12 protein-coding genes, 1 pseudogene and 1 riboswitch are annotated in these 12,882 nt (G+C 31.6%); of the genes and pseudogenes, 2 read left to right on the top strand and 11 right to left on the bottom strand.

Annotated features, from left to right (window positions below; translation table 11 throughout):
* Positions 1 to 37 precede the first annotated feature (37 nt).
* The 3 genes from DPN68_RS10215 to aroB all read right to left on the bottom strand — a co-directional run bounded on the left by DPN68_RS10215 (position 38) and on the right by aroB (position 3,794).
* On the bottom strand, positions 38 to 1,012 hold the full coding sequence (locus DPN68_RS10215) for a deoxyhypusine synthase family protein (RefSeq protein WP_113989556.1): 975 nt from the start codon (positions 1,010 to 1,012) through the stop codon (positions 38 to 40).
* A gap of 11 nt (positions 1,013 to 1,023) precedes the next feature.
* Positions 1,024 to 2,433, bottom strand: coding sequence for an arginine decarboxylase (locus DPN68_RS10210; protein ID WP_113989555.1), 1,410 nt, complete (start codon positions 2,431 to 2,433; stop codon positions 1,024 to 1,026).
* A gap of 293 nt (positions 2,434 to 2,726) precedes the next feature.
* The gene (aroB, locus tag DPN68_RS10205) at positions 2,727 to 3,794 is read right to left on the bottom strand and encodes a 3-dehydroquinate synthase (RefSeq protein ID WP_113989554.1); all 1,068 of its coding nucleotides are present in this window, start codon (positions 3,792 to 3,794) and stop codon (positions 2,727 to 2,729) included.
* Between the two features lie 94 nt (positions 3,795 to 3,888).
* Here aroB and DPN68_RS10200 point away from each other — a divergent pair, with 94 nt between their 5' ends.
* Complete coding sequence (locus tag DPN68_RS10200) at positions 3,889 to 5,055, top strand: proline dehydrogenase family protein (RefSeq protein ID WP_113989553.1); 1,167 nt, start codon at positions 3,889 to 3,891, stop codon at positions 5,053 to 5,055.
* Positions 5,056 to 5,164: 109 nt separating this feature from the next.
* On the opposite strand, the gene DPN68_RS10195 is transcribed toward DPN68_RS10200, so the two are convergent.
* Entirely contained in the window at positions 5,165 to 5,755 is a 591-nt protein-coding gene (locus tag DPN68_RS10195; protein WP_113989552.1) for a hypothetical protein, read from the bottom strand.
* A gap of 174 nt (positions 5,756 to 5,929) precedes the next feature.
* Positions 5,930 to 6,171, bottom strand: a pseudogene (locus DPN68_RS13315) (DUF6364 family protein).
* Positions 6,172 to 6,279: 108 nt separating this feature from the next.
* Positions 6,280 to 6,405: riboswitch (cobalamin riboswitch) on the top strand.
* Between the two features lie 86 nt (positions 6,406 to 6,491).
* Here DPN68_RS13315 and DPN68_RS10185 point away from each other — a divergent pair.
* Positions 6,492 to 6,980, top strand: coding sequence for a PAS domain-containing protein (locus tag DPN68_RS10185; RefSeq protein ID WP_113989551.1), 489 nt, complete (start codon positions 6,492 to 6,494; stop codon positions 6,978 to 6,980).
* A gap of 31 nt (positions 6,981 to 7,011) precedes the next feature.
* On the opposite strand, the gene DPN68_RS10180 is transcribed toward DPN68_RS10185, so the two are convergent.
* The 6 genes from DPN68_RS10180 to gcvT form a co-directional block, all read right to left on the bottom strand.
* Positions 7,012 to 8,133, bottom strand: coding sequence for an AI-2E family transporter (locus tag DPN68_RS10180; RefSeq protein WP_113989550.1), 1,122 nt, complete (start codon positions 8,131 to 8,133; stop codon positions 7,012 to 7,014).
* 219 nt (positions 8,134 to 8,352) lie between these two features.
* Positions 8,353 to 8,730, bottom strand: coding sequence for a 2-dehydro-3-deoxyphosphooctonate aldolase (locus DPN68_RS10175; protein ID WP_113989576.1), 378 nt, complete (start codon positions 8,728 to 8,730; stop codon positions 8,353 to 8,355).
* 185 nt (positions 8,731 to 8,915) lie between these two features.
* Positions 8,916 to 9,536: a hypothetical protein gene (locus DPN68_RS10170; protein WP_133256594.1), complete on the bottom strand. Its 621-nt coding sequence runs from the start codon at positions 9,534 to 9,536 to the stop codon at positions 8,916 to 8,918.
* Between the two features lie 113 nt (positions 9,537 to 9,649).
* Positions 9,650 to 10,447, bottom strand: coding sequence for a tetratricopeptide repeat protein (locus DPN68_RS10165; protein WP_113989548.1), 798 nt, complete (start codon positions 10,445 to 10,447; stop codon positions 9,650 to 9,652).
* Between the two features lie 182 nt (positions 10,448 to 10,629).
* Positions 10,630 to 11,349 carry a YebC/PmpR family DNA-binding transcriptional regulator gene (locus tag DPN68_RS10160; protein ID WP_113989547.1) on the bottom strand — a complete coding sequence of 240 codons (720 nt, stop codon included), beginning with the start codon at positions 11,347 to 11,349 and terminating at the stop codon, positions 10,630 to 10,632.
* Positions 11,350 to 11,642: 293 nt separating this feature from the next.
* Positions 11,643 to 12,725 carry a glycine cleavage system aminomethyltransferase GcvT gene (gene gcvT, locus DPN68_RS10155; protein WP_113989546.1) on the bottom strand — a complete coding sequence of 361 codons (1,083 nt, stop codon included), beginning with the start codon at positions 12,723 to 12,725 and terminating at the stop codon, positions 11,643 to 11,645.
* Positions 12,726 to 12,882 lie beyond the last annotated feature (157 nt).

The following is a 12,882-nucleotide window of genomic DNA, read 5'->3' as shown; positions in this document are numbered from 1 at the left end:
ATATCAAACAGTTTCTGATATTTTTTTTTTAATTATTTTACCAACCTAAAATGTAAGCAAAAATCAATGGTGCCACGATAGTTGCATCTGATTCTACAATAAATTTAGGAGTTGTAATATCTAATTTACCCCAAGTAATTTTTTCATTTGGAACTGCTCCAGAATACGAACCATAACTAGTGGTTGAGTCTGAAATCTGACAGAAATACGCCCAAAATGGTACATCATGCATTTCCATATCTTGGTATAACATCGGAACCACACAAATAGGGAAGTCACCAGCAATTCCACCACCAATCTGGAAGAAACCAATTCCTTTGCCTTCGCAATTGTCTCTATACCAATCTGCCAACCACATCATGTATTCAATTCCACTTTTAGTAGTTGTTGGTTTAAATTGTCCTTTAATACAATAAGAAGCGAAAATATTACCCATAGTAGAATCTTCCCAACCTGGAACTACAATTGGTAAGTTTTTTTCAGCAGCAGCAACCATCCAAGAATCTTTTGGGTCAATTTCGTAATATTGTTCTAAAACGCCTGAATTGATCATTTGGTACATAAATTCATGCGGAAAATAACGCTCTCCTTTAGAGTCAGCATTGTTCCAAATGTCGAATAAATGTTGTTGTAAACGTCTGAAAGCTTCTTCTTCTGGAATACAAGTATCAGTTACACGGTTGTAATGGTTTTCTAATAAATCCCATTCTTCTTGTGGTGATAAATCTCTGTAATTAGGAACTCTTTTATAAGAATTATGAGCAACTAAATTCATAATATCTTCCTCTAAATTAGCTCCAGTACAAGAAATAATATGTACTTTATCCTGACGAATCATCTCGGCTAATGATTTTCCTAATTCAGCTGTACTCATTGCACCTGCCAAAGTTACCATCATTTTTCCGTTGTCTAATAAATGTTCTTCGTATCCTTTTGCAGCATCTACTAAAGCGGCTGAATTGAAATGAAGATAATGTTTCTCGATAAACTGACTAACTGGTCCTTTGCTCATTATTTTAAATTTTATTGTTCTTGTTTCTTTTTGTAACCTAAAATCTCTAAAACGTCTTCGGCTTTTTGTTGCTCAGAAAATACTTCTGTTGCAAAAATGCCGTTTTTGTCTTTGTCAATCAAAATGTGTTTGGGTTGTGGTAAAATACAGTGACTCAATCCACCAAATCCACCAATAGTTTCTTGGTAAGCGCCTGTATTGAAAAATCCGATATATAATGGTTTTTCTTTGTTGTATTTTGGTAAATAAACCGCATTCATGTGTTGTTCGGAGTTGTAATAATCATCGCCATCACAAGTCAAACCGCCTAATAAAACGCGTTCGTAAGTTTCGTTCCAACGATTCACGGCCAACATCACAAAACGCTTGTTAATTGCCCAAGTATCAGGTAAAGTAGTAATGAAAGACGAATCAATCATGTTCCAGTTTTCACGATCGTTTTGTTTCTTTTGGTACAACACTTGGTACAAAGCTCCACCAGCTTCACCCACGGTAAACGAACCAAATTCAGTAAAAATGTGTGGCACTGGAACTTCAGCTTCATCACAAGCAATTTTGATTTGGTTTAAGATTTCATCAACCATATATTGGTAATCGTACTCAAAAGCTAACGTATTTTTAATTGGAAAACCTCCACCAATATTTAAACTATCTAAAGACGGACATTCTTTTTTCAAAGCAATGTACACTTTCATACATTTTAATAATTCATTCCAATAATAGGAAGTGTCACGAATACCTGCATTAATAAAGAAATGAAGCATTTTTAGTTCTACTTTTTTATTTTCAGCAATTTGCTTACGGTAAAAAGGAACAATATCTTTATATCCAATTCCTAAACGCGATGTATAGAATTCAAATTTTGGTTCTTCTTCAGCAGCAATTCGAATTCCGATTTTAAATTTTCCATCAATTTGCTCTTGCAATAAATCTAATTCCTCAAAATTATCAATTACCGGAATCGTGTTTTTATGTCCGTTGTTGATTAAGCGCGCAATATTTGTAACATATTGATCGCGTTTGAAGCCATTACAAACTATAAATGTGTTTTTGTTGATTTTCCCTTCTGCCATTAAAGTTTCTACAATATCAATATCAAAAGCAGAAGAAGTTTCAATGTGAATGTTGTTTTTCAAAGCTTCGTTTAAAACAAATTGAAAATGCGAACTTTTAGTACAGTAGCAATAGTAATATTTAGCATCATAATCGTGCTTTTCCATGGCATTTCTGAACCACATTTTTGCTCTGTTGATGTTTTTAGAAATCTTTGGTAAATAAGTAAATTTCAACGGAGTTCCATATTCCTCAACTAATTTCATTAAATCAATACCGTGAAATTGAAGGTTGTCTTTGTTTAAAGTAAACTCTTCTTGAGGAAAATAAAATGTTTGATTAATTAGGTCGTAATATCTAGTATTCATTTGATTATTAAAGTTTTTTAATTAAAAAAATAGGTGTAAAATTAGAAACGAAATTTTAAAACTATTCTTCAAACTCTAATATTAGCAAAAACAATCAGTAGCTTTTCGTTGAAAGCCTTTAGATTTTCAAATAGATGTATTAAATAGGGTGAAGGAAGCGCAATTGTAGTCACACTAGTAGTTCTTCTTTCGCTTTGATTACTGCGTTGTTGCGTTTTGTTATTTTCTTTCATTCTAGGTACAAAAGTAAAAAAATAATTCTAAGAAAATTTAAAGAAAATATTAAATTAATTTCATGATTGATAATCTTCAAATGCATTGTAAATCAAATCGTTATCACATTCTTGATTGATTTTTATAGCACCAATGCCGTCAAGCAAGGCAAATTGCACTTTTCCAAACTCATTTTTTTTGTCGAAAATCAGTAAATCAATGCAATTTTTGATGTCGGTTTGCGAGAAATTTACGGTTTCAAAAATATCTTTGATGATGTATTTGATTTCGTGGTATTCTTCATTGGTTAATAGCTTTTTTTCTTTCGAAATATAACTTTCCAAAATCATTCCAATGGCAATTGCTTCACCATGAAGTAACGGCGTTTTTGAATCGCTTTCCAGGAAATAACTCTCAATAGCGTGACCCAAAGTATGTCCGAAATTAAGCGATTTTCGAATACCATTTTCTGTTAAATCTTCAGAAACAATGTTGTTTTTTATTTGAATGGATTGATGAATTAAAATATTCAAATCTTCTGTATTTAAATCACTTAAGTTTTTGAATTGATTCCAATACTCTTTATCGTAAATCAAACCGTGTTTCAGCATTTCTGCCAAACCCGAACGCATTTCATTGGAAGGTAAAGTAGCTAAAAACTCAGGCAAAACTAAAACTGCTTTTGGTTCGCGAATGATGCCGATTTGGTTTTTTAAATTGCCCAAATCCACGCCGTTTTTTCCACCAATAGAAGCATCAACCATGGCTAATAAAGTAGTGGGAACATTAATAAAATCGATGCCACGTTTGAATGTACAAGCCACAAATCCGCCAATATCTGAAATTACGCCGCCACCTAAATTGATTAAAATACTTTTTCTATCGCCGCCTAATTCGGTTAAAGAATGCCACAATTGCAAGCAAGTTTCGATGTTTTTTTGACTTTCGCCAGCTTCTAATTCGATGATTTCTATGGTAACTTCTGTAGCTAAATTGGCTAAAAATGTGGGTAAACAATGCGTTGCCGTATTTTCGTCTACCAAAATAAAAACCTTAGAATAGCGATTGGGAACCAAAACTTCTGCTAGAAATTCATAGCTCTTTTCATTGAAAAAAATCGAGTAATTAGTGGCTGAAATGGTTTGCATTTTATTTTTTATTGGAAGTGCAAAATAAGGTATTTTTTATTTAAAATGTGGTAACTGTGCCGTATATTTGTGCCACTATTTTATAAAATTTCAAATGGAAAACATTTTCAACAATACTGAAGTGGCTTTTGCTTTAAAAAGTGATTCAGAATTAGAAAGAGCCTATTTTTTGTTTAAATTAATTGAGAGTCAGCCATTAGTTCGTATTGGAACCGCGGTGACTAACTTCGCTTTAAAAGCCCATTTACCAGTTGAAGGGTTGATTCGTTCTACGGTTTTTGACCATTTTTGTGGTGGTGTAAACGAGAACGACTGTTTATCAGTTGTGGATAAAATGTTTACCAAAGGCGTTTCATCTGTTTTAGATTATTCGGTAGAAGGTAAAGAAGATGAAGCCCAATTTGACGCAGCTTTGGAAATGACATTAAAAACCATCGAATTTGCCAAAGAACGAAATGCAATTCCATTTGCGGTTTTCAAGCCAACAGGTTTTGGAAGATTTGCTTTGTACCAAAAAATTGGCGAAGGAAAAGCATTGACCAATGAAGAACAACAAGAATGGAATAGAGTAGTGGCTCGTTTTGAAAAAGTGTGTCAAATCGCTCACGAAAAAGATGTTGCCTTATTGATTGACGGAGAAGAAAGTTGGATGCAAGACGCTGCTGATGAATTGGTAGCCCAAATGATGCAAAAATACAACCAAGAAAAAGCCATTGTTTTCAATACATTACAAATGTACCGTTGGGATCGTTTGGATTATTTGAAAAAACTACACGAAAGAGCCAAAGCTGAAGGATTTTACATTGGAATGAAATTAGTTCGTGGCGCTTACATGGAAAAAGAAAACGCTCGTGCTCAAGAAAAAGGATATAAATCACCAATTTGCGTTTCAAAACAAGCAACAGACGAAAATTACGATGCTGCAGTTTTATACATGGTTGAAAACATTGATAAAATGGCGATTTTCGCTGGAACTCACAATGAGCAAAGTTCCTATACTTTAATGCAATTGATGCAAGAAAAAGGAATCGCGAAAGACGACAACCGCATTTGGTTTGGACAATTGTATGGAATGAGTGATAATATCAGCTACAATTTAGCTTCTCATGGTTACAATGTAGCGAAATATTTACCCTTTGGACCTGTTCGCGATGTGATGCCGTATTTAATTAGAAGAGCTGAAGAAAACACTTCAGTAGCCGGACAAACCAGTAGAGAACTCACGCTGATTAAGAAAGAAAAAGAAAGAAGAAAGTTATAATAAGAAATCCTGAGTGTTGCTCAGGATTTTTTTTGTGGGTACGGAATACGATTCTTCGTAATCTTATTTACTTTTGAATTAATAAACTTTAAAGTCAATCAAGTAAATTTTATTTTTTAAAAGAAGCAATTACGATTTTAATATCACTTCTTAAAATTTTTAATATTGTTTGTTTGTCTACCAACGTTTTTTCATTTTGGGGCTTTTCGGTATATTGATACCAATATGGATCTTCCTTTAAAATAAAGAAATTGCTTGGAACGTCTTTGATTTTAATGAACTTAGCCTCACTGTCTAATGAAACAACTTTTTCGGCATAATCATTTCCTGTATTTTCTTTATACATGCTTTTCAAACTTCTTCTTTTTTCGTCTGGCATAGCATGGCTTCCTTCATATAAAAAACCAACTTTAGATTTTTCAGAAAAACATATTGCATTAACATATTCTTCATCACTAATCTTTATTAATCTAAATGTCGAAATCCATTCAAAACCAGCATTTTTCATTTCTTCTTCTAGGATTTGGGCAACTTCATATTTATTTACCCAAGCCGTAGTCAGTTTATTTCCCGGTAACGCATTTACAAAATACTCATAATAATTTTCTGATGTAATTTTTGGCTTTTGTGTATCATTTGACTTAGAAGAAGAACATGCAACAATGATGAAAGTTGATAACAAAAAGATGATTTTTTTCATTTTGTTTTTTGGTATAATTTAACAATATAGTAAAGTTGGTATTTATTGTGCTAATATAAAAAATATTCACAAGAAATGTTTATTGTAGAATAATAAGATGGATATTTAAGTTTTTTTAATCGTTTTGAAAGTAAATCATGAACAATGTTGGTGTCGACTAAAAGTTAATCCATTTTAAGAATATTTTTTGACTAAAAAATCGACTACTTCTTTTTTGTTATCGCTCTGTTTTAAAGAAATTACCCCTATAAGACTTTCTACAAGCGGACTAACTTCAGAGACAACTTCGCTTTTCTTAGTCAATAATGACAAATAGTTTTCAATTAAAACAGATAAACTTAACTTGTTTTTTTGGCATAAGATTTAGCTTGCTTGATTAAGTTTGGATCTATGTCTAAAGTTACTTTAGTTTTCATAATGATTTAATTAAATCACAATTTACAAAAAAATGATTTGTAATTGCAAATTTAAAATTCCTATTTCATTTTAAAAACTTCCTTATTAATTATAAAACCCTATATTTGTTCCAATTAAAAACCAATGGTGGAGTAGAATCCAACTATGGAACCAAGTGCAAATCTTGGACTGTCGTGCAACTGTGTGTTCCTTTTAGGAATGAGTCAGATACATAGCATTGGTTTTAGTTTAAGTATCACGAGAAATGCTTGGACGAGTTTGCTTTATTTGTAAAAAATAAGGCTACTGTTCTATTCATTTTCTCTAACAATGAATAGTTATGACAGAAAATTATGATCAGGCGCTTGCAGCTTATTACCAGAAACACCCTTTAACTTTATTGCCGATTCAATCGTTTGATATTTTCTCTATTGGACAATTAGAGATTTCAAAATTCAATGCTATTCAGCACCATTGGAAAGTAAAAGAATGCTTTGCAACAGCAGTTTACAAACAAAAACGCGAAATCATTATTACCAATGCCAATAGTGAAATTGTCTTTGCTTCAGAAGGAATTACCCAAATGAACGGTTACCAACCTTTTGAAATTATTGGTAAAACACCCAAAATGTTCCAGGGTGAAGCCACTTCTCTTGAAACTAGAAAAAGCATCAAAATAGCACTTCAAAACCAAATGCCTTTTAAAGCAGTAATCTTGAATTACAACAAAGATGGCTCTACGTATTTATGTGAAATTGAAGCTAAACCCAAATTTAATTCCAAAGGTGAATTAGTAAATTATATTGCATTTGAACGTATAGCATCTTAAATAGGAAAGCGGTTAAAATTAGTTAATTCCATTAACTATGTTTTTTTGAAAATAAGTTTTTTATCTTTTTAAACAATTTATCAGTGAATTTATCATTCACCTTTTTCGTATTGTAATTTTCCTCACCTATAAGCAAAGCAAAAGGTTTAAGTTCTATATAATGTTCGCAAACTGTTTTTAACATGGCGGCGAATGGTAAAAATAAAATCATACCGGCTATACCCCAAATCGAAGCTCCAATAATGATACTTATAATTGAAGTGAAAGCGTTAATTTTTAGATTTCCTCCAACGATTTTTGGGGTTAGATAATTACTTTCAATTAGCTGAACGAGCCAGAAGAAAATGACTATGGTTATTGGCATCCAAATTTTATCATAGGATATAAAAGCATATAAGACAGGAATTGCAGAGCCCAAAAAGGTTCCAGCATAAGGAATAAGAGCTAAGACAGCAGCCAAAAAACCAAATAGAAAAGGATTGTCAATGCCAATTATCCAAAGTCCGATACTATTAACAAATCCCAGTATTAGCACAATTACTACCATCCCAAAAAGGTATTGCTGTCCTACTTGTTGCACCGATTTAAACATAGTAAAAGCATTTTTTCTATGCTCCTGAGGAAAAAAACTGACTAATGCGCTTACCAGACCTTTTTTGTAAATGAGTATCAGGAAGGTAAATACGATTGAAGTTAATAGTCCGAAAATGAAATTAGCCGAGCTACTAAATGTTTGACTTATTAATGCTCCAGCTGAATCGTTTATCCAATTTTTGATCTTATCGAATAAATCTTCTTTTTCCAGTTGGGGTAAAAGCACAATGTTTTTATTAAAAAATAATGTGGCATCGGCAAAAACATTGACAATTTTAACTTTAAAATCGGTTAAGTTTTCTGAAAGTTGGATGATTTGATTCGAGAAAAGAAGAATAGCAGCGCCAACTATCAATGATAACCCTAAAATGGATAAAATTGCTGATAAAGTTTCATTTGCACCCCAAAATTCAAGTTTCTTGGTTAAAGGAAAAAGTATAAACGCTATTAAAAAGGCAAATGCAATAGGAATAAGCACTGCTTTTGCTAAAATTAAAATTGTAAACAGACCAACAATTGTGGCGATGACATAAAATACTTTTTGAAAAGACAGGTGCATACAAAATGGTGATTAAAATATTTTTATAAAGCTAACCAAAATAGTGACTCAATATTTTTAATTGCTATTATATTTATTTTTAATCCTTTATAAGTTTTGTAGTGTCTGGTGTTAAAGAAGAAATCCTGAGTGTTGCTCAGGATTTTTTGTTTTGTGGGCACGGAATGCAATTCCGCGCTATCGGTATTAGGAATGTGATTCCGTGCTATAGAGGTGTGATTATTTGAACTTAAAACCTTCTGGAGCTTTTAAAGATTCTTTATCGTACATGTTTAAGTATAAAGTAACAGTGTCTTTTTTACCTTCATATGAAACTCTATAAATATCTAGCATTCCCGCTCCATAGGGACTATTTTTAGTATTAAATTGACAACAACTTCCTGATCTTTGAAACCAAATGCGCTCACCATTTGGACCACTTAATGAATTTAAATAATTTCTTTCATTAATTGGACCTTCAGAAAATCCACCGACTTTTACAGGATTTTTTTGACTATAACCATATGTACTATTAGATGAGTTTGATGATACATTTGATTTTGTAGAGGAGCAAGCGATAATGCCTAAGGTAGTTAAGAAAAAGATAATTTTTTTCATTTGATGTAATGGTTTTAGTTGGTTTAATTTCATTTAAATATTGTTGTTTTTTATAAAATATTTCAAAATAGTATGAAATGATACAGTTCAAATTAAATTTATAAAACGAAATATATTTTTACTTATTGTTTGAAATTAATGATGAACGATCACTTAATTTCATTCTTCGCTATAGGGTGAGAAGATTAATCATATTTTGGTGTTAATAATAGCTCTTCTTGATTATTTGTTTTAATTGAAATTCTAATCTCTTTTAAACAAGTTCCTTTTTCATCTTTTGTTACACAATTTATTGAAATTTCATCAATGAGTATATCATTTTTATCCCTGATAATAATTTTAGAAAGTTCTTTATTAGTATAATAAAAATACTGTGTGTTGAACGTTTCGAAATTATCTTCTATTTTATCAATCGTTCCATCGGTATTATAATAATAAATGGCTTCATTTTCTTTGTATTGTTTTTTTGTGTAGCAGCTGATACGCTCACGTTGTTTGGTTTTCCAACGTGTTTTACAATAATACGATTCTTTATCAGGATACAATTCTACTACAAACCATAATCTCTTTTCGGTTTCTCGCAATAGATTGCCTAACGAATCAACAGTTTTGGAGTATTTGATGCGACCATTTTTAGTAAAAACCATTTCCTTTTTATACAAAAGCTTTTTCTGATTATTTTCTACTACATATTTTTCTTCGGTTGCAGATTTGATTCCATCAGGTAACAGCCTAATTTTTGTATACTTTTTGGAAGCACACGATTGCATTAGTAAGAGTAGGATAAGAATAAAAACAACTCTCATAATCGTAAAGTTATATTATTTACTAAGTTACGAATTTTTTAATTGTTTTTTTTTGCTTTGTTGGCACGGAATGTAATTCCGCGCTATCGGTTTTGCGTCTAATTACTTAACATTTAATAATTAAATAAAGGTTTTATATCTTCAGGTATGTTGTTTTTGTCTTTAATCTTGTTATAATATTTTAAAGATTCTTTTTTCATTTTTAAATCATTTGTACTGATTGAGACCTGTAATAAGGATAAACTAAAATACATATTAAAATTATCATCTTTCTTTAAGCTTCTAGGAACTTCTTTTAAGGTTGAAAGTGCTTCAGTATATTGTTTATCTAAAGTAAGCAATATTCCTTTTATGTAAAGCGTTTGACCATACTGAAATTCAGTTGATTCGTAATTATCTAAAGCTCTCTTAGCGTTCTGTATTCCATTAGAGTAGTCTCCAATTATTAGTGAAGTTACAGCTATGCCATAATAACCTTCAGGGCTTCTAGGAAAAGACGTCACAATTTCCTTGTATTTTTCCCTTGCTTCTTTTATTAAATCTATTTTTAAACAAACTGCAGCTAAATTTTGTTTGTACAACAAAACCGCTTTCGGGGCTAATGTATCTGCCATTTTGTGAAAAGCATAGGATTCGCGATATTTTCCCAATAGATTTAATGTATATCCTGCAAAAAAATAGGCATCACAAAATGTAGTATCTTGCAGAATTGCTCTTCCAAAAATATCAGCATTAATAGCTAAGTATTTCATGTTAAGTTGGTGATTTAGATGTAACAACTTGACTCCATCATCAAATAATTTTTTAGCTTCAAAGTTACTTGTTTTACAATGTAAAATTTTACCCTGAAAATAATAGTCTTGAGAATATAATTGAGTACTGAAAAATAAGAATAATAAAATTTTTTTCATGACATATATTTTTATTTCTTACTCTAATAACAAGTTTTATGATCTTAAATTTGCTTGATTTCTATCATTGAGTAGTTGATGACAAAAATAAATAATTTTTCCTACAACTTAATTATTTTTTAATATATAAAAAAATCCTCACAATTTCTTGTAAGGATTTCATATGTAAGATAGAAAAAGAATTACTCAACGCTTTCTTGCATTGTATGATATACGTTCATTACGTCATCGTCTTCTTCAATTTTTTCTAATAATTTTTCCACATCAGCAACTTGCTCTGGTGTTAGTTCTTTGGTTACTTGTGGAATTCTTTCAAATCCTGAAGATAAAATTTCTAAACCACGAGATTCTAATTCTTTCTGAATTGCACCAAAGCTTTCAAAAGGAGCGTACATTAAAATACCGTCTTCATCAGCAAAGATTTCTTCTACACCAAAATCAATCATTTCTAATTCTAATTCTTCCACATCTTGTCCTTCAGCTGGAATTCTAAAATTACATGTATGATCAAACATAAATTCCACCGAACCTTGAGTTCCCATCGTACCGTTACATTTGTTGAAATAACTTCTAATATTCGCAACGGTTCTGTTGTTGTTATCGGTAGCGGTTTCAATTAAAATGGCAATTCCGTGTGGTGCATAGCCTTCAAATAATACTTCCTTGAAGTTGGCTGTATCTTTATCTGATGCTTTTTTAATAGCACGCTCCACGTTGTCTTTTGGCATATTCGCAGCTTTCGCATTCTGAATAACCGCTCTTAAACGTGAATTGGTTTCAGGATTTGGTCCGCCTTCTTTAACGGCCATTACAATATCTTTTCCTATTCTAGTAAACGTTTTAGCCATAGCCGACCAACGTTTCATTTTACGGGCTTTTCTAAATTCAAACGCTCTTCCCATTTCTAAATATTTTTGTTTAAAGTTTCAAGTTTCAGGTTGCAAATGTAAATATTCAAATTCCAAAAGTCAAATTCCAAATTCCAAAAAGGAACACAGATTTAAGAAATTTAATAAATCTTAAATGAACTTAATATTTGCAATCTAAATTCAGCTTGAAAAACTAATATGACTTATATGTTTTTAAATTCCAAAAATTAAATTCCAAATTCCAAAAAGTGAAACGCTCTGTGAATCTCTGAATCAACACAATCTAATTCAAAAAACTCTGCGAATCTCTGTGTAACAAAACTTGATTATTTCTTATAAAACGGCGTTTTAACCACTTTTGCTTTAATGTCTTTATTTCTAATTCTAATATAAATTTCTGAATCTGTTGTAGCTAAAGCTGTTGGTACATAACCCATTCCAATAGCAATTCCTAAAGAAGGTGATTGTGTTCCTGAAGTTACAATTCCAACTACATTTCCGTTCGCATCAGCAATTTCGTAATCGTGACGAGGAATTCCTCTATCTACCATTTCAAAACCAACTAATTTTCTAGAAACGCCAGCTTCTTTTTGTTTCTTTAAGTTTTCAGAATTGGTAAATTCTTTGTCGAATTTGGTAATCCAACCTAAACCTGCTTCTAATGGAGAAGTGGTATCGTTGATGTCGTTTCCGTACAAACAGAATCCCATTTCTAAACGTAAAGTATCACGAGCCGCTAATCCAATTGGTTTAATTCCAAAAGCTGCTCCAGCTTCAAAAACTTTGTTCCAAATGTATTCCGCATCTTCGTTTTTGAAGTAAATTTCAAATCCTCCCGAACCAGTATATCCTGTTGCCGAAACAATTACATCATTTTTTCCAGCAAATTCACCAATTTGGAACGTATAATACCCCATGTTAGTTAAATCAATAGCAGTCAATGATTGCATAGCTTCAGCGGCTTTTGGTCCTTGAATAGCTAATAAAGAATAACTATCAGATAGATTTTGCATATCCACACCTAAATCATTGTGTGATGCAATCCAATTCCAATCTTTTTCAATGTTAGAAGCATTTACTACCAACATATAATGATTGTCTTCAATTTTGTAAACGATTAAGTCGTCAACAATTCCGCCATCGTTATTTGGTAAACAAGAATATTGTGCTTTTCCGTTCACTAATTTTGAAGCGTCGTTTGAAGTTACCTTTTGAATTAATGCCAAAGCATTTTCTCCTTTCAAGAAGAATTCGCCCATGTGCGACACATCAAAAACACCTACGCCATTTCTAACGATTTCGTGTTCTGCATTTACTCCTTCATATTGAACAGGCATGTTATAACCTGCAAACGGAACCATTTTAGCTCCCAAACTTTCGTGAATGTGCGTTAAAGCTGTATTTTTCATTGTATTTGTGTGTAAAATTTGAAGTCGCTAATTTATTGAAAATTCTTTAAATTTTAGATTGAAATCGAGCTAATTATTAGCAAATTTCTATTTTTTGATATTAATACAAATATTACTTGCATTTTAACGATTGTTTACGGAATTTTGAAGTTTTAAA

It is taken from the genome of Flavobacterium tibetense (genome assembly GCF_003293845.1).
Lineage (GTDB): Bacteria > Bacteroidota > Bacteroidia > Flavobacteriales > Flavobacteriaceae > Flavobacterium > Flavobacterium tibetense.
The sequence above is the reverse complement of the archived record's forward strand: the minus strand, read 5'-3'. Positions and strand labels throughout refer to the sequence as shown.

Bases quoted from the DNA above. Each gene is read 5' to 3' on its own strand.
- DPN68_RS10165 (WP_113989548.1), bottom strand. From the start codon at position 10,447: ATGAAAAAAATTTTATTATTCTTATTTTTCAGTACTCAATTATATTCT.
- aroB (WP_113989554.1), bottom strand. From the start codon at position 3,794: ATGCAAACCATTTCAGCCACTAATTACTCGATTTTTTTCAATGAAAAG.
- DPN68_RS10200 (WP_113989553.1), top strand. From the start codon at position 3,889: ATGGAAAACATTTTCAACAATACTGAAGTGGCTTTTGCTTTAAAAAGT.
- DPN68_RS10215 (WP_113989556.1), bottom strand. From the start codon at position 1,012: ATGAGCAAAGGACCAGTTAGTCAGTTTATCGAGAAACATTATCTTCAT.
- DPN68_RS10175 (WP_113989576.1), bottom strand. From the start codon at position 8,730: ATGAAAAAAATTATCTTTTTCTTAACTACCTTAGGCATTATCGCTTGC.
- DPN68_RS10180 (WP_113989550.1), bottom strand. From the start codon at position 8,133: ATGCACCTGTCTTTTCAAAAAGTATTTTATGTCATCGCCACAATTGTT.
- DPN68_RS10170 (WP_133256594.1), bottom strand. From the start codon at position 9,536: ATGAGAGTTGTTTTTATTCTTATCCTACTCTTACTAATGCAATCGTGT.
- DPN68_RS10185 (WP_113989551.1), top strand. From the start codon at position 6,492: ATGACAGAAAATTATGATCAGGCGCTTGCAGCTTATTACCAGAAACAC.
- gcvT (WP_113989546.1), bottom strand. From the start codon at position 12,725: ATGAAAAATACAGCTTTAACGCACATTCACGAAAGTTTGGGAGCTAAA.
- DPN68_RS10195 (WP_113989552.1), bottom strand. From the start codon at position 5,755: ATGAAAAAAATCATCTTTTTGTTATCAACTTTCATCATTGTTGCATGT.
- DPN68_RS10210 (WP_113989555.1), bottom strand. From the start codon at position 2,433: ATGAATACTAGATATTACGACCTAATTAATCAAACATTTTATTTTCCT.
- DPN68_RS10160 (WP_113989547.1), bottom strand. From the start codon at position 11,349: ATGGGAAGAGCGTTTGAATTTAGAAAAGCCCGTAAAATGAAACGTTGG.